This window comes from Kineococcus sp. AC630 (genome assembly GCF_979255925.1).
On sequence record NZ_CEEDMJ010000034.1, the window covers coordinates 1 to 19959 of the forward strand.

17 protein-coding genes, 1 tRNA gene and 1 pseudogene are annotated in these 19959 nt (G+C 73.7%); 8 read left to right on the forward strand and 11 right to left on the reverse strand.

What is annotated here, in order from left to right:
- Positions 1-208, reverse strand: a pseudogene (locus AC0I8G_RS23730) (D-alanyl-D-alanine carboxypeptidase/D-alanyl-D-alanine endopeptidase); the annotation flags it as partial.
- Between the two features lie 178 nt (positions 209-386).
- Between AC0I8G_RS23730 and AC0I8G_RS23735 the strand changes: the two are divergent.
- Positions 387-908: an inorganic diphosphatase gene (locus AC0I8G_RS23735; RefSeq protein WP_328294471.1), complete on the forward strand. Its 522-nt coding sequence runs from the start codon at positions 387-389 to the stop codon at positions 906-908.
- A gap of 108 nt (positions 909-1016) precedes the next feature.
- Here AC0I8G_RS23735 and AC0I8G_RS23740 read toward each other — a convergent pair whose 3' ends face one another.
- A complete protein-coding gene (locus tag AC0I8G_RS23740) occupies positions 1017-2309 on the reverse strand; it encodes a C40 family peptidase (RefSeq protein WP_471732148.1) in 1293 nt (430 codons plus the stop codon).
- Between the two features lie 198 nt (positions 2310-2507).
- On the opposite strand from AC0I8G_RS23740, the gene AC0I8G_RS23745 reads away from it, so the two are divergent.
- Together AC0I8G_RS23745 and AC0I8G_RS23750 are read left to right on the forward strand one after the other, a co-directional pair.
- Positions 2508-2948 carry a MerR family transcriptional regulator gene (locus AC0I8G_RS23745; RefSeq protein WP_328294469.1) on the forward strand — a complete coding sequence of 147 codons (441 nt, stop codon included), beginning with the start codon at positions 2508-2510 and terminating at the stop codon, positions 2946-2948.
- Between the two features lie 91 nt (positions 2949-3039).
- Positions 3040-3342 (forward strand): hypothetical protein, encoded by a 303-nt coding sequence (locus tag AC0I8G_RS23750; RefSeq protein ID WP_471732149.1) that lies wholly within the window; start codon positions 3040-3042, stop codon positions 3340-3342.
- On the opposite strand, the gene AC0I8G_RS23755 is transcribed toward AC0I8G_RS23750, so the two are convergent.
- From AC0I8G_RS23755 to AC0I8G_RS23775, 5 genes are all read right to left on the reverse strand, one after another.
- A complete protein-coding gene (locus AC0I8G_RS23755) occupies positions 3330-4202 on the reverse strand; it encodes an SMP-30/gluconolactonase/LRE family protein (protein WP_380158690.1) in 873 nt (290 codons plus the stop codon). The genes AC0I8G_RS23750 and AC0I8G_RS23755 overlap by 13 nt on opposite strands.
- Before the next feature lie 42 nt (positions 4203-4244).
- Positions 4245-6227: an amino acid transporter gene (locus AC0I8G_RS23760; protein WP_471732150.1), complete on the reverse strand. Its 1983-nt coding sequence runs from the start codon at positions 6225-6227 to the stop codon at positions 4245-4247.
- A complete protein-coding gene (locus AC0I8G_RS23765; protein WP_471732151.1) occupies positions 6224-7417 on the reverse strand; it encodes an AI-2E family transporter in 1194 nt (397 codons plus the stop codon). Before AC0I8G_RS23765 ends, AC0I8G_RS23760 begins: the two co-directional genes overlap by 4 nt.
- Positions 7418-7482: 65 nt before the next feature.
- Complete coding sequence (locus tag AC0I8G_RS23770; protein ID WP_471732152.1) at positions 7483-8181, reverse strand: response regulator; 699 nt, start codon at positions 8179-8181, stop codon at positions 7483-7485.
- A complete protein-coding gene (locus AC0I8G_RS23775) occupies positions 8178-9824 on the reverse strand; it encodes a sensor histidine kinase (protein WP_471732153.1) in 1647 nt (548 codons plus the stop codon). The genes AC0I8G_RS23770 and AC0I8G_RS23775 overlap by 4 nt, the downstream gene beginning before the upstream one ends.
- A gap of 38 nt (positions 9825-9862) precedes the next feature.
- Between AC0I8G_RS23775 and AC0I8G_RS23780 the strand changes: the two genes are divergently transcribed.
- Both AC0I8G_RS23780 and AC0I8G_RS23785 read left to right on the forward strand, forming a co-directional pair.
- Positions 9863-11215, forward strand: coding sequence for a cation:dicarboxylate symporter family transporter (locus AC0I8G_RS23780; RefSeq protein WP_471732154.1), 1353 nt, complete (start codon positions 9863-9865; stop codon positions 11213-11215).
- A gap of 205 nt (positions 11216-11420) precedes the next feature.
- On the forward strand, positions 11421-11975 hold the full coding sequence (locus AC0I8G_RS23785) for a carboxymuconolactone decarboxylase family protein (RefSeq protein WP_471732155.1): 555 nt from the start codon (positions 11421-11423) through the stop codon (positions 11973-11975).
- A gap of 26 nt (positions 11976-12001) precedes the next feature.
- Here the strand turns inward: AC0I8G_RS23785 and metX are convergent, their stop codons facing one another.
- On the reverse strand, positions 12002-13225 hold the full coding sequence (gene metX, locus AC0I8G_RS23790; protein WP_471732156.1) for a homoserine O-acetyltransferase MetX: 1224 nt from the start codon (positions 13223-13225) through the stop codon (positions 12002-12004).
- Positions 13226-13273: 48 nt separating this feature from the next.
- On the reverse strand, positions 13274-14608 hold the full coding sequence (locus AC0I8G_RS23795; protein WP_471732157.1) for a bifunctional o-acetylhomoserine/o-acetylserine sulfhydrylase: 1335 nt from the start codon (positions 14606-14608) through the stop codon (positions 13274-13276).
- Positions 14609-14961: 353 nt separating this feature from the next.
- On the opposite strand from AC0I8G_RS23795, the gene AC0I8G_RS23800 reads away from it, so the two are divergent.
- The 3 genes from AC0I8G_RS23800 to AC0I8G_RS23810 all read left to right on the forward strand — a co-directional run bounded on the left by AC0I8G_RS23800 (position 14962) and on the right by AC0I8G_RS23810 (position 19194).
- Entirely contained in the window at positions 14962-15327 is a 366-nt protein-coding gene (locus tag AC0I8G_RS23800; RefSeq protein WP_471732158.1) for a hypothetical protein, read from the forward strand.
- 45 nt (positions 15328-15372) lie between these two features.
- Positions 15373-16386: a zinc-dependent alcohol dehydrogenase gene (locus tag AC0I8G_RS23805; RefSeq protein WP_471732159.1), complete on the forward strand. Its 1014-nt coding sequence runs from the start codon at positions 15373-15375 to the stop codon at positions 16384-16386.
- A gap of 105 nt (positions 16387-16491) precedes the next feature.
- Positions 16492-19194, forward strand: a complete 2703-nt coding sequence (locus tag AC0I8G_RS23810; protein ID WP_471732160.1) for a putative bifunctional diguanylate cyclase/phosphodiesterase — start codon at positions 16492-16494, stop codon at positions 19192-19194.
- Positions 19195-19197: 3 nt separating this feature from the next.
- Here the strand turns inward: AC0I8G_RS23810 and AC0I8G_RS23815 are convergent, their stop codons facing one another.
- Together AC0I8G_RS23815 and AC0I8G_RS23820 are read right to left on the reverse strand one after the other, a co-directional pair.
- Positions 19198-19794, reverse strand: a complete 597-nt coding sequence (locus AC0I8G_RS23815; RefSeq protein ID WP_471732161.1) for a DedA family protein — start codon at positions 19792-19794, stop codon at positions 19198-19200.
- A 72-nt stretch (positions 19795-19866) separates the two neighbouring features.
- Positions 19867-19940, reverse strand: a tRNA-Thr gene (locus AC0I8G_RS23820).
- Positions 19941-19959: the final 19 nt, after the last annotated feature.

The following is a 19959-nucleotide window of genomic DNA, read 5'->3' on the forward strand; positions in this document are numbered from 1 at the left end:
GGGCGTCGGGGTCCAGCGCGGGCAGGACGGCCTGCGGGTCCTGGGCCGGACGGGTGGCGGCCGGAGCGGTCGGCAGGGCCGGCGCGGTGGGGGCGGGCGTCGTGGTCAGCGGACCGGGGACGACCCCGCCGGCGTCGAGCCCGGCGTAGCCACCGGCCAGCACGAGCACCGTGGCGGCCGTCACGGCGGCGGTGGCGGCCTTGCGCACGCGTCCGGTACTCCCGTTCCTCGTCCTGGGTGGCGCAGCGGTCCGTCACCGGGGTGCCACCCCGAGTTCGTCCGCGAGCGCCGGTCTGCGCGACACTAGCGCGCACCCCCGGCGGAGCAGACCCTCCGGTCGGGCGAAGAACCAGACGGGGTCCCCGGGCCCCGACGAGAGGAGCCACGTGAGCACCCCAGTCGAGTTCGACGCGACCATCGAGATCCCCAAGGGTCAGCGCAACAAGTACGAGGTCGACCACGAGACCGGGCGCATCCGCCTGGACCGCATGTTGTTCACCTCGACGCGCTACCCGCACGACTACGGGTTCATCGAGGGCACGCTGGGCGAGGACGGGGACCCGCTGGACGTCCTCGTCATCCTCGAGGAGCCGACGTTCCCCGGTTGCCTCATCTCCTCGCGCGCGATCGGCATGTTCCACATGCGCGACGAGGCCGGCGGCGACGACAAGATCCTCGCCGTCCCCGCGGGCGACCCGCGCTGGGAGAAGATCCAGGACCTGGAGGACATCTCCGAGTTCGACCGCCTGGAGATCCAGCACTTCTTCGAGACCTACAAGGACCTCGAGCCCGGCAAGAGCGTCGAGGGCGCGAACTGGGCCGGTCGCGCGGAGGCCGAGAAGGAGATCGCGGCGTCCTACGAGCGCGCCAAGGGCACGTCCTACGAGGCCGGCGCCGCCAAGCACTGAGGCTTCGGCCCGGTTCCGCCGAGGGATCGTTGCCTCCCCGATGTCGTCCTACGACCTCGGGGAGGCAACGATCCCTCTCGCGTTCGCGGCCCGGGTGGGACGCGGAGGTCAGGCGGGACGGGTGCCGTAGGGCATGAGCCCGGAGCGGTAGATCGAGGAGGTCCGCACGTTGGCGCCGGTGTGCGGGGCCTCGACCATCGTCCCGGGCGCGATGACCATGCCGACGTGGTGGATCGTGCCGGGGCTGGCGGTGTCGGTGGCGTAGAAGACGAGGTCGCCGGCTTCGAGGTCGGAGAGGTCGACCTTGGCCTCGCCGCTGTACTGGATGCGCGAGGAGTGCGGCAGCCCGACCCCGGCGGCCTGCCAGGCGCGCATCGTCAGGCCGGAGCAGTCGAAGGAGTCGGGGCCGTCGCCGGCCCACAGGTAGGGCTTGCCGAGCTGCGCGAGCGCCCAGCCGACGGCGGTGTTCGCGCCCGCGGTGGGGCCGGCGGCCCGGCGCACCGAGGCGCTGCCCGCGGACCCACCCGCGGACCCACCCGCGGACCCACCCGCGGAAGACGAACTGCGCGCGGACGGGGCGGAGGCGGCCCGGGCTGCGGCGGCGGCCTGCGCGGCGGCCGCGGCCTGCGCGGCGGCGGCCGCCGCGGCCTGGCGTTCGGCCTCGAGACCGGCCTGGCGCTGCTGCTCGAGCGCGACGGTGGTCTGCTGCAGCTGCGCGAGCTGGGCGACGAGGGCGTCGGTCTTGGCCTGGGTGCCCGCGACCACCGCGTCGGCGGCGTCGGCGGCCTTCTGCGCGGCCTTCTGGGCCTTGGCGGTGGCGTCGGTGGCGTCCTGCTGGGCCTTCTTCGCGTCGGCGGCCTGGGCGGCGGTGCTCTCGGCGAGGGTCTTCGCGGCGGCGGCCTCGGCCTGGACGTCGGCGCGGCCGCCGGCGAGGTGGTCGAGAGTGGCCTTGCCGTCGACGTAGTCGGTGATGGAGCCGGAGGCGAGGACGGACGTGAACGAGGAGTAGTCCCCGGAGGACCCGCGGTAGGTCTGGGAGGCGAGCTGGCCGACGGCGATCCGGGCCTCCTCGTAGGCCTGCGCGGCGTCGGCGGCGGCCTGGGCGGCGGCGGTGGCCTCGGTCGTGCGCTGCTCGAGCAGCGCACGGGCCTCGTCGTAGTCCTCGGTCGCGACGGACAGCGAGGTCTGGGCGGCGTCGAGCTGGGCCTGCTGGCTGTTCAGCTGCGCCTGCAACGAGTCGACCTGCGCGGCCGTGGTGGCGGCGGCGGCCTTGGCGGCGTCGACGTCGCCCTGGCTGGGGTAGACCGGGTCGGCCAGGGCCGGGCCGCCCACCGCGATCAGCGGGACCGCAGCGGTCAGGGCCAGCAGCAGGGTGCGGCGGGCTGTGCGACCCTCAGTCACGATCGTCACCCAGCGTAGTCAGTCGCGTCACAGTGTGCAGGTTAACCACCAAACGTCCCGTGCGGAACACCCCGGGCCCCGCGCGTCGGTACCTGCCTCCGGGGGAACCACCCCGCAGACGGGCCGAACGGGGGCGACCTGGCCGTTACGATCGACTGTCGTCCCGGCGACGCCCGTCCGTCGATCAAGGAGATCTCGATGCCCGAACTCATGCAGATCGGCGAGGTCGTCGAACGGGTCGGCTACAGCTTCCGCACCATCCGCTACTACGACGAGATGGGTCTGGTCACCCCGACCCAGCGCACCCCCGGCGGGTTCCGGCTCTACACCGAGATGGACGTCTACCGCCTCCTCGTCCTCAAGCGGATGAAGCCGCTGGACTTCTCCCTCGACGAGATGCGCGAACTGCTGCAGGTCCTCGACGCCCTCGACGGCCGGCTCCCCTCCGAGACCCCGCGCGACACGCTGTTCGAACGCCTCGACACCTTCCGCGCCGCCGCCGACGCCCGCGTCGAGAAGCTCCGCGAGCGGCTGATGATGGCCGAGGAGTTCGCGCAGCGACTGCGCGACGAGGCCGCCGGGCGCACCGACGGCGGCTCCCCCGCCCCCGAACCCCCCGTCCGCGAGACCACCCCCTGACCTGGAGCCGGCGCCCTGCGCCGGAGATCTCGCTGGGAGTCCCAGCGGCATCACGACTCAAGGGGCCGACGCGGACGGCCGACGACGGGGTGTGACCCTCCGCCGCGCGCTGCCCGTCGTGGTGGCGGTCGCGCTGCTGGCGCTCGCCCTGGCCGTGCTGCTGCGCCCGCCGACGCCGAGCACCGCACCCGGCACGGTCACCCGCGCCGCCCGGACCGAGGTCTGCCTGCGCACCGTCGGGCACGACGTCTGCCTGGACCGGGAGCACGTCGACCACCTGGGCCTGACCGGACTGCACCCCGGGGACTGCGTCGCCGCGACCTGGACCGGCGACCTCCTCGTCGCCGAGTCCCTGGTCCGCGTCGCGCGCAGCGCCTGCGCTCAGCCCGCGTAGGGCAGCGCCGGCAGGCCCTTCACCCCGGGCACGAAGCGGAAGATGCTCCCGGCCTGAGGGTCGTCGTCGTCCGCGAGGCCCTCGCGCGACGTCGTGATGAACAGCTCGCTGTAGTCCTCACCGCCGAACGTGCAGGCCGTGACCTGCCGGGCACCGACCTCGACGACGGCGTCCAGCGTGCCGTCCGGGGCGTAGCGACGGACCGCGGAACCCCCGAAGAGGGCCGTCCAGACCCCACCCTCGGCGTCGACGGTCAGCCCGTCGGGCCGGTTGCGGCCCGACTCGTCGTTGACCTGGGCGAAGGGGCGGCGGTTCGTGAGGCCGCCGTCGCGGGTGTAGTCGAAGACGTCGGTGCGACCGGTCGGGGTGTCGTTGTAGTAGGCCAGCGTCCCGTCCGGGCTCCAGCCGAGACCGTTGGAGATCGTGACCTCCTCGACGACGATCGAGGTGGTGCCGTCGACGTCGAGGCGGAAGACCGCCCCCCGCCCGGTGCCCTTGCCGTCGGCCTGGTCGTAGGCCATGTTCCCCGCGTAGAAGCGGCCGTCGGGGTCGCAGCCGCCCTCGTTCATCCGCAGCCGGACCCGTGGGCCCCACAGCTCCGGCAGCCGCTCCAGCGAGCCGTCGGGCGCCTCGAGGACGATCCCGCGCTCCACGGCGACGACGGCTCCCCCGCCGACCCGCGGCCGGGTGATCGCCACCACGTCGCCGTAGTGCTTCCGGCTGGTCGCCCCGGACGCGTCGAGGGTGACGATGTCGCCCTCGTAGAGGTCGACGAACCGCAACCCTCCCCACGTCGGCGACCAGCACGGGCCTTCGCCGTGTCCCACGAGCCTGTCGGTGATCCGCTCCGCTGCTGCCACGGCAGCGACCCTAGGGCCCCTCGTGCTGCGCCGCACGGGCGGTCAGCCGCCGACGTGGATGCCGGGACGGCGCTCCGGGTCCGGTTCCAGGGTGCGGAGGATCTCGCGGACGACGGGGGCGGTGTCGCCGCGGCCGAGGATCAGGTAGCGCATGAGGTGGCCCAGGGGGTTGCCCTCGGACCACTCGAAGTGGGCGTGGGGGCGGACCCCGGTGGCGTCGCGCAGCGCGAGCAGGATCGCGGCGACGGCGTTGGGCGCGGCCGGGGCCTGCGTCCGCAGGACCCGGTAAGGGCCCACGAACACCCCGCGTACGAGGAGGACCTCGGAGAACGCCGAGGGGTCCACGACCTCCACCTCGAGGAACTCCACGTCGGCGCCGCCGGGCACGGGGTCCATCGCCCGCACCCGCGCCTCCTTGGCCGCGTACTCGGCCTCGTCGCCCACCCCCGGGCGGTTGGCGATGAGGTGCAGGGCCCCGTCGAAGGTCAGCGAGTCGGTGACGATGCGGCGCGCGGCGTCGTCGAACTCGATGCGCTCGGCCCGCAGCTCGGTGGTGCGCGAGACCCGCGAGACCAGGGAGACGACGACGATGCCGGCGATGAACAACCCCGAGATCGCGATGCCGTCGGGCTTCTCCCGGACGTTCTCCACCAGCGCGTAGAGCAGGACCGCGGTCAGGACGGCGAAGCCCGCGGTGGCCCGGCGCCGGCGGGCGCGGCGCGCGGAGACGGTGACCGCCACGGCCCCCGAGACCATCATCACCAGGATCCCGGTGGCGTAGGCCCCGGCCTGGGCGTCGACGTCGGCGCGGAAGGCGAGGGTGATGAGGACGCTGATGGCGGTGTAGACGAGGACGACCGGGCGCACCGCGCGCCCCCACTCCGGCGCCATGCCGTAGGCCGGCAGGTAGCGGGGCACGATGTTGATCAGCCCGGCCATGGCCGAGGCGCCCGCGAACCAGAGGATGAGGACGCTGGAGACGTCGTAGACGGTGCCGAAGCCGCCGCCGAGGCGCTCGTGGGCCAGGTAGGCCATCGCCCGGCCGCTGGCCGCCCCGCCGGCACGGAACTCCGGCGCGGGGATGAGCACGGTGGTCACGAAGCTGGTCGCCAGCAGGTAGACGCTCATGATCAGCGCGGCCGCGGTCAGCAGCTTGCGGGTGTTGCGCACGCGCGAGGCCAGCACCTCCTCGGGCGTGGCCCCCTTCGCGGCGATCAGCGGCATCATCGAGACCCCGGTCTCGAAGCCCGAGAGCCCCAGCACCAGCAGCGGGAAGGCGAGCACGGCCGGGCCCAGCACCCCGCCCACGCCCCCGCCGCCCGCGGTGAGCCGGTCGCTCCACCCCGTCAGGGCGGCCGGGTCGCGCACGACGTCGAGGAGGCCGACGACGACGACCGCGGCGTTGAGCAGCAGGAACACCGCCACCAGCGGGATGGCGACGACGACGGCCTCGCTGAAGCCCAGCAGGAACACCCCGCCCAGGACGAGCAGCAGGGCCACGGTGACGAGCACGGCGTGCCCGTGCAGCGCGGCGGGCGCGTAGGGGTTCTCCAGCAGGTGCACCGAGGCGTCGGCGCTGGACAGGGTGATCGTGATGATCCAGGAGGTGGCGACGAACCCGAGGAGGACGAGCACGAAGACCTTGCCCCGCCAGAACGGCAGGAGGTCCTCCAGCATCGCGACCGAGCCCTGCCCGTGGGGGCTCTCCGCCGCGACCCGGCGGTACATCGGCAGCATCCCCAGCAGGGTCAGCGCGACGATGAGCAGGGTGGCCAGCGGGGAGAGCGCCCCGGCAGCCAGGGCCGCGATCCCGGGCAGGTAGGACAGGGTGGAGAAGTAGTCCACCCCGGTGAGGCACATGACCTTCCACCACGCCTGCGGGTGGACCTGCTCAGCCGCGGCGACCGGGCCGGCCGGCTGCACGCGGTCCGCCAGCAGCCAGCGCTTGAGGCCGGTGGGCGGCGCCTGACCCGGGGTGGGGCAGTCCACCTGCGCCGGGACGGCGTAGTCCGGGGTCGCGCTCACGCCTGGTGCGCGCCTTCGCCCGGCAGCCGGATCTCCCGGGTCGCGGTGCCGACGGACTCGCGGTCCTCACCCACCGTCACCTCGTCCTTGGGGCGGCCCGTGCGATGGTCCCACACGTCGCGGACGACGACCTGGGCGATGCTCGCCACCGGGATCGCCAGCAGCGCGCCGAGGATCCCCGCCAGCTCGACGGAGAGCAGGATGGCCACGATGACCGTCAGCGGGTTCAGCTTCACCGTGCGGGAGAAGATCAGCGGCTGCAGCAGGTGGTTCTCCAGCTGCTGGTAGACGAGGAAGAACACCAGCACCGCGATGCCGGCGGGCACCGAGTGCACGAGCCCGGCGACGACGGCCACGACGGCGCCGATGGTGGCCCCGACCAGCGGGACGAGGTCGGCGATCGCGACGAAGAGAGCGATCAGCCCGGCGAAGGGGACACCGGCGACCTTCAGCACGACGTAGGTGAGGACGCCGCAGATGGCGCTGATGAGGAGGTTCCCCGACAGGTACCCCGTGACCGACTTCGCGCAGTCCGCACCCACGGTGCGCAGCCGGTGGGCGGTGGGGGGGTGGAAGAGGTTGACGAAACCGTCGACGACCTTGGGGCCCTCGAGGACCATGAGGAAGGCGAGGACGAAGATCGAGGCCGCTCCGGCGGCCCCGGTCGCGACCCCGCGCAACGCCCCGGCGGCCGGGGTGGTCAGGCCGGTGGCGAAGGCCTTGATGCGGTCCTGGTTGTCCTGGACGTAGGTCAGGGCGTGGGTGCGCTCCAGCAGGTTCCCGACGGGGCCGCGCCCGGCGCGGGCGTCGTCGACGAGCTGGGGCAGCTGCCCGGCGAACTTGGTGCCCTCCTGGGCGAGGGGGACGACGAAGAGGGTCCCGATCGCGGCGAGCAGCAGGACGATGACGACGAAGACGAGCAGCGTGGCCAGGGGGCGGCGCCTGCCGCCCAGCAGGCGGCGCTCCACCCACCCGACGACGGGGTAGAGGGCCACGGCGAAGAACGCGGCCACGACGATCCAGGTCAGGACCTGCAGGGTCTGCAGCACGACGTAGAGCAGCAGCGCCGTCGCCAGCAGGAGGCCGATGGCGGTCAGGATGGTGCGGACGGTCCCCGGGGAGGGGGCCCGCTCGTCGGAGACGCCGCCGAGGTCGCTGGCCCGGGGGGTGGTTCTCGTGCTGTCGCTCACGAACCACGATGCTGCGCCCGGGGAACCCCCCGTGCACGCCGGAACCCCGGCGGCCCCGGAACCCGTCAGAGGGCGGCGGTGGGCAGGTAGGCGAGTTCGGGGCGACCGGAACCGCCGTAGCGGGGTTCGCGCCGCACCCGGCCCGCACCGGACAGGTGCTCCAGGTAGCGTCGCGCGCTGACCCGCGACAACCCCGTCACCGCGGCCACCTCGGCCGCTGACAACCCCCGCGCCGCAGACGCTTCCCGCAGCGCCGCCACGACGGCCAGCAACGTCGGCGCGGCGATCCCGCGGGCGGGGCCGGCGGCGGTGCGCAACTGCGAGAGCGCCTCGTCGATGGCCTGCTGGTCGATGCCGTGCTCCCCCGAGGCGGCGACGACGTCGGCCCGGAACCGCGCGTAGGCGAGGAGCCGTTCCTCCAGCGCGGCGGCCGAGAAGGGTTTCAGCAGGTACTGCACGACCCCCATCGACAACGACGCCCGCACGGTCGCGGGTTCGCGGACGGCCGTCACGGCGATGACGTCGGCGGGGACGGCGGCGGCCCGCAACGCGCGCAGCACCTGCAGCCCGTCGACGTCCGGCAACGTCATGTCCAGCAGCACCAGGTCGATCGGGGTGTCCGCACCGGCGGCGCCGACGGCCGCGAGCGCCTCCCGCCCGGAGTGCACGGCGGCGACGACGACGAACCCCGGGATCGCCGAGACCTTCTCGGCGTGCCCGGCGGCGAGCACCGGGTCGTCCTCGACGACGAGGACCCGGATCACGTCGCCACCCCGCACGCCACCCCGCACGGCAGCCGCACCACGATCGTCCCGCCGCCGTCGTCGAGGGTCACGGGTTCCTCGACGGCGATCGTCCCGCCGTGGCGGCGCACGACCTGCCCGACGAGGGCCAGCCCGAGCCCGTGGGTGCCCTCGGGGGCTAGCCGGTTCTCCTTGCGCGACCAGCCGCGGCGCATCGCCCGTTCCAGCCAGCCGGGCGGCAGGCCCTCCCCCGAGTCCGTGACCCGGACCTCGACGGCTCCCCCGCCCCCGGTGATCCGGACCCGCACCCAGCGGGGCCCCGCCGCGTCCAGCGCGGCCTCGACGGCGTTGTCGACGAGGTTCCCGACGACGGTGACCAGGTCGCGCGCGGGCAGCAACGCGTCGGCCAGCGCCGTGTCGGGTTCGACCTCGAGCTCGACACCGCGTTCGGCGGCCTGGGCGGACTTGCCGATGAGCAGCGCGGCGACGGCCGGGTCGGCGACGTCGGCGACGACGAGGTCGGTGAGCTGCTGGGCGGCGGCGAGCTCGGAGGTGGCGAAGGCGACGGCGCGTTCGGGCTGGCCCTGCTCGACGAGGGTGACGACGACGTGCAGCCGGTTCGCGGCCTCGTGGGCCTGGGAGCGCAGCGCGTCGGCGAGGCCGCGGACGGCGTCGAGGTCGCGGGTGAGGGCCTGCAGCTCGGTGTGGTCGCGCAGGGTCACGACGGTGCCGACGCGGCGGCCCTCCCAGCGGGCGTCGAGCCGGTTGACGACGAGGACGCGGTCGTCGCTGACCTGCAGGTCGTCGACGACGTCCTCGTCGGCGTCGAGGAGGCGCTGCACGGCGGGCGGGATCTCCAGCTCCCCGTCGGGGGCGGTGGGCAGCAGCCGGCGGGCCTCGTCGTTGACGACCTGGACCCGCCCGGCGGGGTCGAGGACGACGAGGCCTTCGCGCAGCGAGTGCAGGACGGCGTCGTTGACCTCCCAGAGGCGGGTCAGGTCGGTGGGTTCGAGACCGTGGGTGCGGCGGCGGACCCAGCGCGAGAGCGCCCAGCTGCCCGCGAACGAGAGCCCGAGGGCCAGGGCGAGGGCGAGCAGCAGGACGGGCAGCCGGTCGAGCAGGTCCGCGGTGACCGAGCGGGTCGTCACCCCGACGGCGACCGCGCCGACGACGGCCCCGTCCTGTGCCCGGACGGGCAGCACGGTGCGCACCGACGGGCCGAGGGTGCCGGTGTAGGTCTCGACGACCTCCCCGCCGGCCAGGGCGGGGGCGCTGTGGCCGAGGAACGGTCTGCCGATCTGGCTGGGGTCGGGGTGGGTCCAGCGGATCGCGTCGCGGTCCACGACGGTGATGAAGTCGACGCCGGTGGCCGTCCGGACGGCCTCGACGTGACGCTGGATCCCGGCGCGGTCCGCGGTCGCGGGGTCCTCGAGCCCGGCCTGCACGTCGGGCGACTGCGCGACGGCGGCGGCGACGTCGGTGACCTCGGTGGTGGCGTCGCGGCGGGTGTCGCTGCGCAGCTGCCAGCCCAGGGCGGCCGTCGCGCCGAGGACGACGACGAGCACGACGAGCAGCTGCAGGACGAGGACGCGCGAGGCGAGGGTCCAGTGCGACCGGTGAACGAAACGACCGGAAGCGGGACGTGACGGGGTCGCTGTGACCACGATCACCTCCAGCATCCGAACGTCACCGAGAGGGTCCCATGAGCACTGGCGCTCAGAACCAGACGGTCAAGCGTGACCGCACGCACTTCCTCTACATCGCGGTGATCGTCGCCGTCGCCCTCGGCATCGCCGTCGGTCTGATCTTCCCCGACGTCGGCAAGGAGCTGAAGCCGCTCGGGACGGGGTTCGTCGCCCTGGTGAAGATGATGATCGGGCCGATCATCTTCTGCACGATCGTCCTCGGGGTGGGTTCCGTCCGCCAGGCCGCGTCCGTCGGCAAGGTGGGCGGGACGGCGCTGCTCTACTTCCTGGTGATGAGCGGCTTCGCCCTGGTCATCGGCCTCGTCGTCGGGAACCTGCTGCCGGTCACCGACCTGCAGCTCACCGACGACCTGAGGAAGGCCGGGCCCGGTCTCGTGCCGAAGTCCGAGACCCAGGGGACCTCCGGGTTCCTGCTGAGCATCATCCCGACGACGTTGTTCTCGGCGCTGACCGCGGGGTCGGTGCTGCAGGCCCTGTTCGTCGCCCTGCTCGTCGGTTTCGCGATCCAGGCGCTCGGGGAACCCGGTCAGGTCGCGCTGCGCGGGGTCCAGACGATCCAGAAGGTCGTCTTCAAGGTCCTCGCGATGATCATGTGGGTCGCCCCCATCGGGGCGTTCGGCGCGATCGCGGCCGTCGTCGGGGAGACCGGCGTGGACGCGTTGAAGGCGCTCGCGACGGTGATGGTCGGCTTCTACGTCACCTGCGCGCTGTTCGTGTTCATCGTGCTGGGCCTGATGCTGCGGATCGTCGCGAAGATGTCGATCTTCAAGCTGCTGCGCTACGTCGCCCGGGAACTCCTGCTCATCGTCTCGACCTCGAGTTCCGAGACGGCGCTGCCCCGGCTCATCGCGAAGATGGAACACCTCGGGGTCTCGAAGCCGACCGTCGGCATCACCGTCCCGACGGGGTACTCCTTCAACCTGGACGGCACCGCGATCTACCTGACGATGGCCTCGTTGTTCATCGCGAACTCCCTCGGCCAGCCGATGTCGGTGGGCGAGCAGGTCTCGCTGCTGGTCTTCATGGTCATCGCCTCCAAGGGTGCCGCCGGGGTGTCCGGCGCCGGCCTGGCGACGCTGGCCGGTGGCCTGGCCTCGCACAAACCCGCTCTGCTGGACGGGGTCGGGCTCATCGTCGGGATCGACCGGTTCATGTCCGAGGCCCGCGCGGTGACGAACTTCATCGGGAACTCGGTGGGCACCGTCGTCATCGGCACCTGGACCCACCAGATCGACCACGCCCGCGCGACGCGGGTCCTGGCCGGGGAGATCCCCTTCGACGAACGCTCGATGGACCCGACCCACACCGCCACCGACGTCCGCGACGGGGCGCACGTCCCCACCGCCTGACCCGCCCCTCCCCCGCGGAAACAACACTTTCCGCCCTTCCGATTCGCCCCCTGGGGCGGAAACAACGCTTTCCGCCCCGCGCGGGGGGTGCGGGAGGGCGGAAAGTGTTGTTTCCGCGGGACGTGCGCGAGGGTCAGGGCCTGCCGGGGTCGCCGGCGGTGAACCGTTCCCACAGCTCCTCCTGCTGCGGGGACTGGGCGTCCTCGTGCTCCCCGCAGGCCGGCCGCAGGTGCTGGCGGCCGAAGGGGCCACCGGCGAGACCGCCGCCCTGCTCGCCGAGATCACCACCGCCTTCGGCGTCACGCCGGCCATGTTCCGCGTCGTCGCCCACTCCCCCGCGGCCCTGCGGATGATGTGGGGCGCCTTCACCGTGCTCGGCAGCGGTCGCCTGGACGCCAGGCTGGGTGAGCAGATCGCCGTCGCGGTCGCGGACCACAACCGCTGCGAGTACTGCCTCGCCGCGCACACCGCGCTGGGGCGCAAGGCCGGGGCGAGTTCGGCGGAGATGCGCGAGGCCCAGCTCGGCCGCTCGCAGGACCCGCGCACGGCTGCGGCCCTGGCCTTCGCCCACGAACTCGTCGAGAACCGCGGTCAGGTCCGCGACGAGGACGTCGAGGCCCTGCGCGCGGCCGGTTTCGACGACGAGGAGGTGGTCGAGGTCGTGGCCCACGTGGCCCTGAACCTCTTCACCAACTACCTCAACGTCGGGCTGGCCGTCCCGCTCGACTTCCCCGCGGTGCGGCTCAGCGCGACTCGCTGAGACACGCCACTGCCCCGGGGCCCGGCTCAGCGGGCGCCGAGGGCCAGCGTCTCGAGGACGAGCGGCGCGATCTGGTCGGACTCGAGCAGGAACCCGTCGTGGCCGGAGACCGACGTCACCACCCGCAGCCCCCCGACGGCGGCGGGGGCCGCGGCGACGATCCGGCGCGAGTCCTCGACGGGGTAGAGCCGGTCGGAGTCGACGGCCACGACGACCAGCGGCACGGTGACGGCGGCGAGCGCCTGCTCGGTCCCGCCGCGCCCGAGGCCGACGTCCCAGGTGTTCATGGCGTCGGTGAGGGCGACGTAGGAGCCGGCGTCGAAGCGGCGCACGAGCTTCTCGGCGTGGTGGTCGAGGTAGCTCTGCACGGCGTAGCGGCCGGGTTCGCGGGGCGCGAGCGGGTCCTCGCCGAACTGCGCGGAGCGGCCGAAGCGGCTGTCGAGCTCGGCGGCGCTGCGGTAGGTCAGGTGGGCGAGGCGGCGGGCGAGGCCGAGGCCGACGTGCGGGCCGTGCCCGTCCGGGGCGCCGTGGTAGTCGCCACCGCGCCAGCCCGGATCGCCGAGGATCGCTGCGAGCTGGGCGCTCTGGGCGCCGATCTGGTCGGCCCCGGAGGCGGCCGTGGTCGCGAGGACGAGGGCGGAGCCCACGCGGTCCGGCTGCGCCGCAGCCCATTCCAGCGAGCGCATGCCCCCCATGGAGCCGCCCAGGACGGCGACGAAGCGGGCGATGCCGAGCACGTCGGCCAGGCGGGCCTCGGCCGCGACCTGGTCGGCGACGGTGATCCGCGGGAAGGCCGAACCCCACGCCCGGTCGGTGCCGGGGCGGGTGGAGGCGGGGCCGGTCGAGCCCTGGCAGCCGCCGACGACGTTGGCCGCGACGACGAAGTACCGCTCGGTGTCGAGGGCCTTGCCGGGCCCGACGAGCGTCGACCACCAGCCGGCGGTCGGGTGGCCGGGCCCGGCCTCACCGGTGACGTGGGCGTCACCGGTGAGGGCGTGCTCGACGAGGACGGCGTTGGAGGCGTCGGCGTTCAGCGTCCCCCACGTCTCGTAGGCGAGCCGGACCTGCGGCAGGACACCGCCGAGCTGCAGCGGCAGGTCCCCGACGTCGGCGAAGCGCCGGTGGCCGGCGAAGTCGCCCTCGCGCCACGCCCCCGAGGCCGGGGGCCCCTTCGACGACAGCGCCCGCGACGCCTGCTCCGGCACCTCCTGGACGAGTTCGTGCGTACCCACCACGTCGACGACCACCACTCCCGCTCGACCCCCCTGCTCGGTCCCAGTGTCCCTGACGCGCGGGCGTCAGGCGGTCCGGGACGTGGTGGCCGCAGCGGCGGAGAACCCGACGCGGAGGTCCGCGAGGATGTCGTCGAGCTTCTCGATCCCGACCGCGAGGCGGACCAGGCCGGGGGTGACCCCCGCGGCGAGCTGGGCCTCGGGGGTGAGCTGGGAGTGGGTGGTGGAGGCGGGGTGGATGACCAGGGAGCGCACGTCGCCGATGTTGGCGACGTGGCTGTGCAGGACGAGGGCGTCGACGAACGCCTTCCCGGCGGGGAGGCCGCCGGCGATCTCGAAGGCGAGCACGGCCCCGGAGCCCTTGGGCGCGTACTTGAGCTGCTGGGCGTGCCAGGGCGAGGACGCCAGCGCGGCGTAGTTCACCGAGAGGACGTCGTCGCGGGCCTCGAGGAACTGCGCCACCGCGAGGGCGTTCTCGACGTGGCGCTCGACCCGCAGCGACAGCGTCTCCAGCCCCTGGGCGATGAGGAAGGCGTTGAACGGCGCGACGGCCGGGCCGAGGTCGCGCAGCAGCTGCACCCGCAGCTTGGTGAGGTAGGCGGCCTTCCCGACGGCGTCGGTGAAGACGACCCCGTGGTAGCTGGGGTCGGGGGTGGTGAGACCGGGGAAGCGGTCGGAGGCGGCCCAGTCGAAGTTCCCGGAGTCCACGACGACGCCCGCGACGGACGTCCCGTGCCCGCCGAGGTACTTCGTCGCGGAGTGGACCACGATGTCGACGCCGTGCTCGAAGGGCCGGATCAGGTAGGGCGTGGCGATGGTGTTGTCCACGATCAGCGGGACCCCGTGCTCGTGCGCGACCCCCGCGACGACCTCGAGGTCGAGGACGTCACCGGCGGGGTTGGAGATGGTCTCGCCGTAGAACAGCTTGGTCTCCGGGCGCACGGCCGCGGCCCACGAGGCCGCGTCGTCGGGGTCCTCGACGAAGCTCACCGTGATGCCCATCTTGGGCAGCGTGTGGTGGAAGAGGTTCTGCGTGCCGCCGTAGAGGCGGGGGCTGGCGACGACGTGGTCGCCGGCGGAGGCGATGTTGAGGATCGCGAGGGTCTCCGCGGCTTGCCCGGAGGCGACGAGCAGCGCGCCGATCCCGCCCTCGAGGGCGGCGATGCGCTGCTCGACGGTGTCCTGGGTCGGGTTCATGATCCGCGTGTAGATGTTGCCGGCCTCGGTGAGCCCGAACAGCGCGGCGGCGTGGTCGGTGTCGCGGAAGGCGTAGCTGGTCGTCTGGTAAATCGGCAGCGCGCGGGCCCCGGTGGTGGGGTCGGGGCTCTGCCCGGCGTGGACCTGGAGGGTCTCGAAGCTCCAGGTCGACGGGTCGACGGCGGGAACGTTGTCGCTGGTCACAAGGGGTCCTTCAGTTCGGTCGGATGGGGTGCGGGCGCTCTCAGGAGCGTCGACACCACCCGTCGAACACGTACGGACGTCGGCCCGGCCAGAAGGGGTCGAGGACGACCAGGCGCGGGAGCACACTCCGATGGTGCCGCCGGGACGAACCCCGAGGCAACCTCGGGAACCCGTCATCACCTCCACGGCGGTGGTCCCGGTCATCGAGATCAACTGAGAGTGTTGTCACGAACACGCGGCGGAATCGTGAAGAGTCTGGCAGGCTGACCCAGCAACGCTCTGCGATTGCACGATCACGGTCTGCTCCTTCTTGGGATCACCTTCAGCACCTACTACTCAACCGTGGAGCGTCGATGGACGACCAGCGCACCCCCACCGGGGACAGCGTGGCCCAGGTGGCCGACGACTCGATCCAGGTCATCCGCTGGGACGCCCCGCCCTGGGCGTCGCGCGGGCTCGAGGTCGAGGGTGGCTGGCTACACAGCTACCAGGCCCAGACGGTCCCCCTCGAGGGTGACGAGGGCGCCGAACGTCCCTGCCCCGTGCGCCTGGAGTCCACCGACCTCGCCTACGCCGAGAACGGCCAGACCGTCCTGCGCCGCTTCGGCCCGCGCGTCTTCATCGGCGACATCGCGCAGCTCTCGCTGCCGGAGGCGCAGAGCCTCGTGACCGCGCTGACCGACGTCATCCGGCGCGCCGAGGGCCACCCCTCGCTCTGATCGCGCGGTCGCCGGAGCGCAGCGCCGACCCGGTAACTTGCCCCCATGACGCAGCGCACCGGCCGGGCGGTCCGGATCACCGAACCCGGGACCCTCGAACTCCTCGACGACGTGACCGTCCCGGACCCCGGCCCGGGTGAGGCCCTCGTCCAGGTCGCCTACTGCGGCATCTGCGGCTCCGACCGCGAGGTGTTCGCCGGAACCCGGCCCGCGGAGTTCGTGCGCTACCCCGTCGTCCCCGGTCACGAGTGGTCCGGCACCGTCGTGGCCGTCGGCGCGGGCGTCCCCGACGGGATCGTCGGGCGCGGGGTCGTGGGCCAGGGCATCCGCACCGCCGAGGGCACCCCGGCCTCCGTCGCCGGTGACACCGACGGCTGGCCGCAGGACTACGAGGAGACCGGGTTCACCCTCTCCGGTGGGTGGGCCACGTGGCTCACGCTGCCCGCGCGCTACCTGCACCTGCTGAACGAGGGCGCCGACCTGCGCGCCGCCGCCGGCATCGAACCCGCCGCCTGCGTGGCCGAGGCCGTCCTGCTCGCCGACGTCACCGTCGGTTCGAAGGTGGCCGTCGTCGGCGCCGGCACCCTGGGGCTGCTGTGCGTGCAGCTGCTCAAGGGCGCGGGCTGCGAGGTCACCGTGGTCCACCACAACGACGAGCGCCGCGAGCTCGCCGCGACCTGCGGGGCCGCGCACTACACCGGTGACGCCACCACGCTGGACGCCACCTTCGACGCCGTCATCGAGGCCGCCGGTGTCCCCGGCATCGCGCGCACGGCCGTCCGCCTGGCCCGCCGCGGCGGTCGCGTCGTCCTGACGGGCATCCCCGCCACCGACGCCGACGACCTGTCCGCGCTGGAACTGGTGTCGCGCAACGTCCACGTCCTGACCGTCTTCGGGGCCCCGACCCGGGCCTGGGCCTACGCCGTCCGGGCGTTCTCCACCGGCGTCCTGGACCCGACGCCGCTCATCACCCACGAGTTCGACATCGCCGACGCCCAGGCGGCCCTCGACGTCCTCGCGGCGCGCACCGGAGCGCTGAAGGTCCTCCTCAAGCCCTGACCTTCTAGAACCCGGATCCGTTGCGGTTCTAGGCAGGACGCAGCATCCGGGTGGTTTCGGCCGCCGATCCTCAGGTCGGTCGGCGGCCGGGTCGAGACGCCGGACGTGACCCCTCCGAGCCCGCGGCCGACGCCCCGCACGCCGCCGCACGGCACCCGGGGCACCCGGGGTCCCCGTCGGCGCCGGTCGCTGCAGGCGATGCTGCTCACCCTGGTCCTCGTGCCCGTCGTCGGCCTCAGCACCGTCGGCGGCGTCGCCATCGACGACCGGCTCACCCGCGCCCGGGACGCCGAGACCGCGCTCTCGGAGGTCCGGGCGGCCATCGCCCTCGACGCGGTCCGCAGCGCCGTGGCCCAGGAGGTCCTCCCCGTCCTGGGGGAGGCCGCGCTGTCCCAGACCCACGTCCTCGCCACCTTCGGGATCACCCCGAACCAGGCCGCGCTGCTCGAACACCGCAGCGGTCCGGCCCTGGACCGGACGGCGAGCACGACCGCCACCGACACCGCCGTCGCCGCCGCCCTCGCCCTGCCCACCACCGAGGCGCAGGCCCGCGCGACCGCGTTCGCCCTCCGCGCCGCCCGCACCACGACCGCGTCCGACGTCGACACCGGGTTCCCGCTCTACGAGACCCTCGTCTCGACCCTCGGCCACGAGGTCGACCAGCACCTGCACGACGCCCGCGCCCTCGGGCTGGAGGGCGACGTCGCGACGGCTCTGCTGACGCTGCAGCGGGTGTCACGCGCCGCGGCGCTCGCCGGCGACGAGATCTCGCTCTACCTCGGCACCGTCACCCGGACCAGCACGATGGACCGCCCCGACTTCGTCCGCGTCTGGGGCGCCTACCAGCAGGCCGCGGCGGACGTGCGCGAGACGAGCGACGACCCCGCCCTCGTGCGGGCCTGGGACACGGCGACCGGTTCCGACGCGGCCCGCGACGTCGACGCGCTCCTCACGGCCGTCGCCGTCACGGGGACCTCCCCCACGATGACCGACGTGATGACCCTCGCGCGCGCGTCCGCCACCCGGAACGCGGACCTGCGGGCGGTCCTGACCCGGGTCGCGGACGTCGTCGTCGCCGAGGCGCAGGAGCAGTCCACCGACGCCACCCGCCAGTACCACCAGCTGCTCCTGCTCTGCGGGTCGGTCACCGCGGTGACGCTGGCCGGGACGCTGCTCGTCCGCCGCGCCATCGCGGGTCCGCTGCGTCACCTCGCCGAGCAGTCCCGGGCGGTCGCCGCCGGCGAGCTCGTCGACGTCGTGGAGGCCGGCCCCGCGGAGGTCCGCGTCGTCGCCCAGGGCCTGGCCGCGGCCGTCGACAGCCTGCGCCGGGTCCGCGCCCAGGCCGCCGCGATCGCCGCCGGGGACCTCGACTGCGAGGTCGTGCGCACCCCCGTCCCCGGTCCGCTGGGGGAGTTCGTGCACGCCTCGGTGACCCAGGTCCTCGCCGCCTTCCACGAGCGCGAACAGCTGGAGGCCGACCTCGCCCACCGGGCCGCGCACGACGCCCTCACCGAACTGCCCAACCGCGCCCAGACCCTCGTCCTCACCGAACGCGCCCTGTACCGCGCGGCGCGCTCGCACGGTCGCGTCGGGCTGCTCTTCGTCGACCTCGACCACTTCAAGGCCGTCAACGACAGCTTCGGTCACGCCGCCGGCGACGAACTGCTGCGCACCGTCGCGCAGCGGATGCACGAGACCGTCCGCGGCGGCGACGTCGTGTGCCGCCTCGGGGGCGACGAGTTCGTCGTCCTCGTCGAGGGGGTCGAGGACGAGAAGGGCCTCGTCGACCTCGGCGAACGCCTCATCCGGGCCGTCAGCGCCCCCGTCGCGCTGAAGGGTCTGCCGCAGGCCCAGCACGTCCGGGTCGGGGCCAGCATCGGGGTCGCCGTCGGCGTGGCGGGTGCGCTGGACGCCACCCTCCTGCTGCGCGACGCCGACGCCGCCGCCTACCGGGCCAAGAACGCGGGCCGCGGGGTCGTCGAGGTCTTCGACGACGAGCTGCGGATCGAGATCTCGGCCCGCGCGGAACTCGAGAAGGCGTTGCGGACCGGTCTCGAGACCGGCGAACTCGTCCTCTACTACCAGCCGGTCCTGGACCTCGCCACGGGCCGGACCAAGAGCGTCGAGGCCCTCGTCCGCTGGCAGCGCCCCGGGCACGGCCTCGTCCCGCCCGACGCGTTCATCCCCGTCGCCGAGGCGTCCTCGCTCGTCTGCGACCTCGGTCGCTGGGCGCTGGCCGAGGCCACCCGGCAGCTGGTGCGCTGGGACGCCGAGGGCGGCCACCGCGCCGGGCTCGACGTCGCGGTCAACATCTCCGGGCGCCACCTGGCCCAGGCACACCTGCTCGACGACGTCGCGGACGCCCTGAGCAGCAGCGGGATCCACCCGAACCGGTTGACGATCGAGATCACCGAGACCGTCCTCGTCGACGAACCGCAGGCGCTGGAGCACCTCCGCTCGTTGCGCGAGATCGGCGTCCGGGTCGCCATCGACGACTTCGGCACCGGCTACACCTCGATCGGTCAGCTCTCCCGGCTGCCCGTGGACGTGCTGAAGATCGACCGCAGCTTCGTGTCCTCCCCCGAGGCCGGCCACGGCGACCTGGTGCGGCTGCTGATCAGCGCCGCCCACAGCTTCTCCCTCGGCGTGGTGGCCGAGGGCGTGGAGGAGGACGACCAGCTCAACGCCCTGCTCGCCGCCAGCTGCGACGCTGCACAGGGCTTCCTGTTCGCGCGTCCGGTGCCGCCCTCGGAACTGCCCGACGCCGAGTGCGCGGTGCGCTCCCCCTCGGGCACGACCCGGGGGTGAGGGTCAGCCGGCGCGCCGCCGCCGGACGAGACCGACCACAGCCGAGGCCGCGACCCCGAAGGCGATCGCGACGAGGGCCCCGACCCACGGGCGGTCGCTGACGCTGCGCCCGGCGAGGCCGATCGCGCTGTAGGCGAGCGCCCAGCAGGCCACCGGGACGACGTTGGCGACGGCGAAGCGCACGAGCGGGTACTCCGTCGCGGCGGCCGCGGCCATCACCGGGATCCGCGCGCCCGGCAGCAGCCGCGACGTCGTGAGCGTCCCCACGTCGTGGCGCGCGAGGCGCTCCCCGAGGTCGTCGAGCCGGTCGTCCAGCCCGCCCGCGCGACGGTGCAACCAGCGGCCCAGCCGGGTGTGAGACCCCTTGAGCAGCACCGCGTAGAGGACCAGGTCGCCCGCGTAGGCGGCGGCTCCCCCGACGACGACGACCTCGCTCAGCGAGACCCAGGACCGGTGGTGGGCCAGGGCCGCCATCGCGCTCACCGCCGCCCCCGTCGGCAGGACCGGCAGCACCGCACCGACCACCACGGTCGCGAGGAGCACGCAGAGCGCCCAGAGCCAGTTGTCGGCGTGGGCGGCGGGGTCGAGGAGGTGGCTCACAGTGGGTTCAGGATCGCACCGCCCGGGAACGGCAAGAGGCCCGCCCCGCTGGTGCGGGACGGGCCTCCGGGGAGCCGCCTCGGGGAATCGAACCCCGGACCTACGCTTTACGAGAGCGTCGCTCTGGCCGACTGAGCTAAGGCGGCATCTTCAACTGCAGCGCCC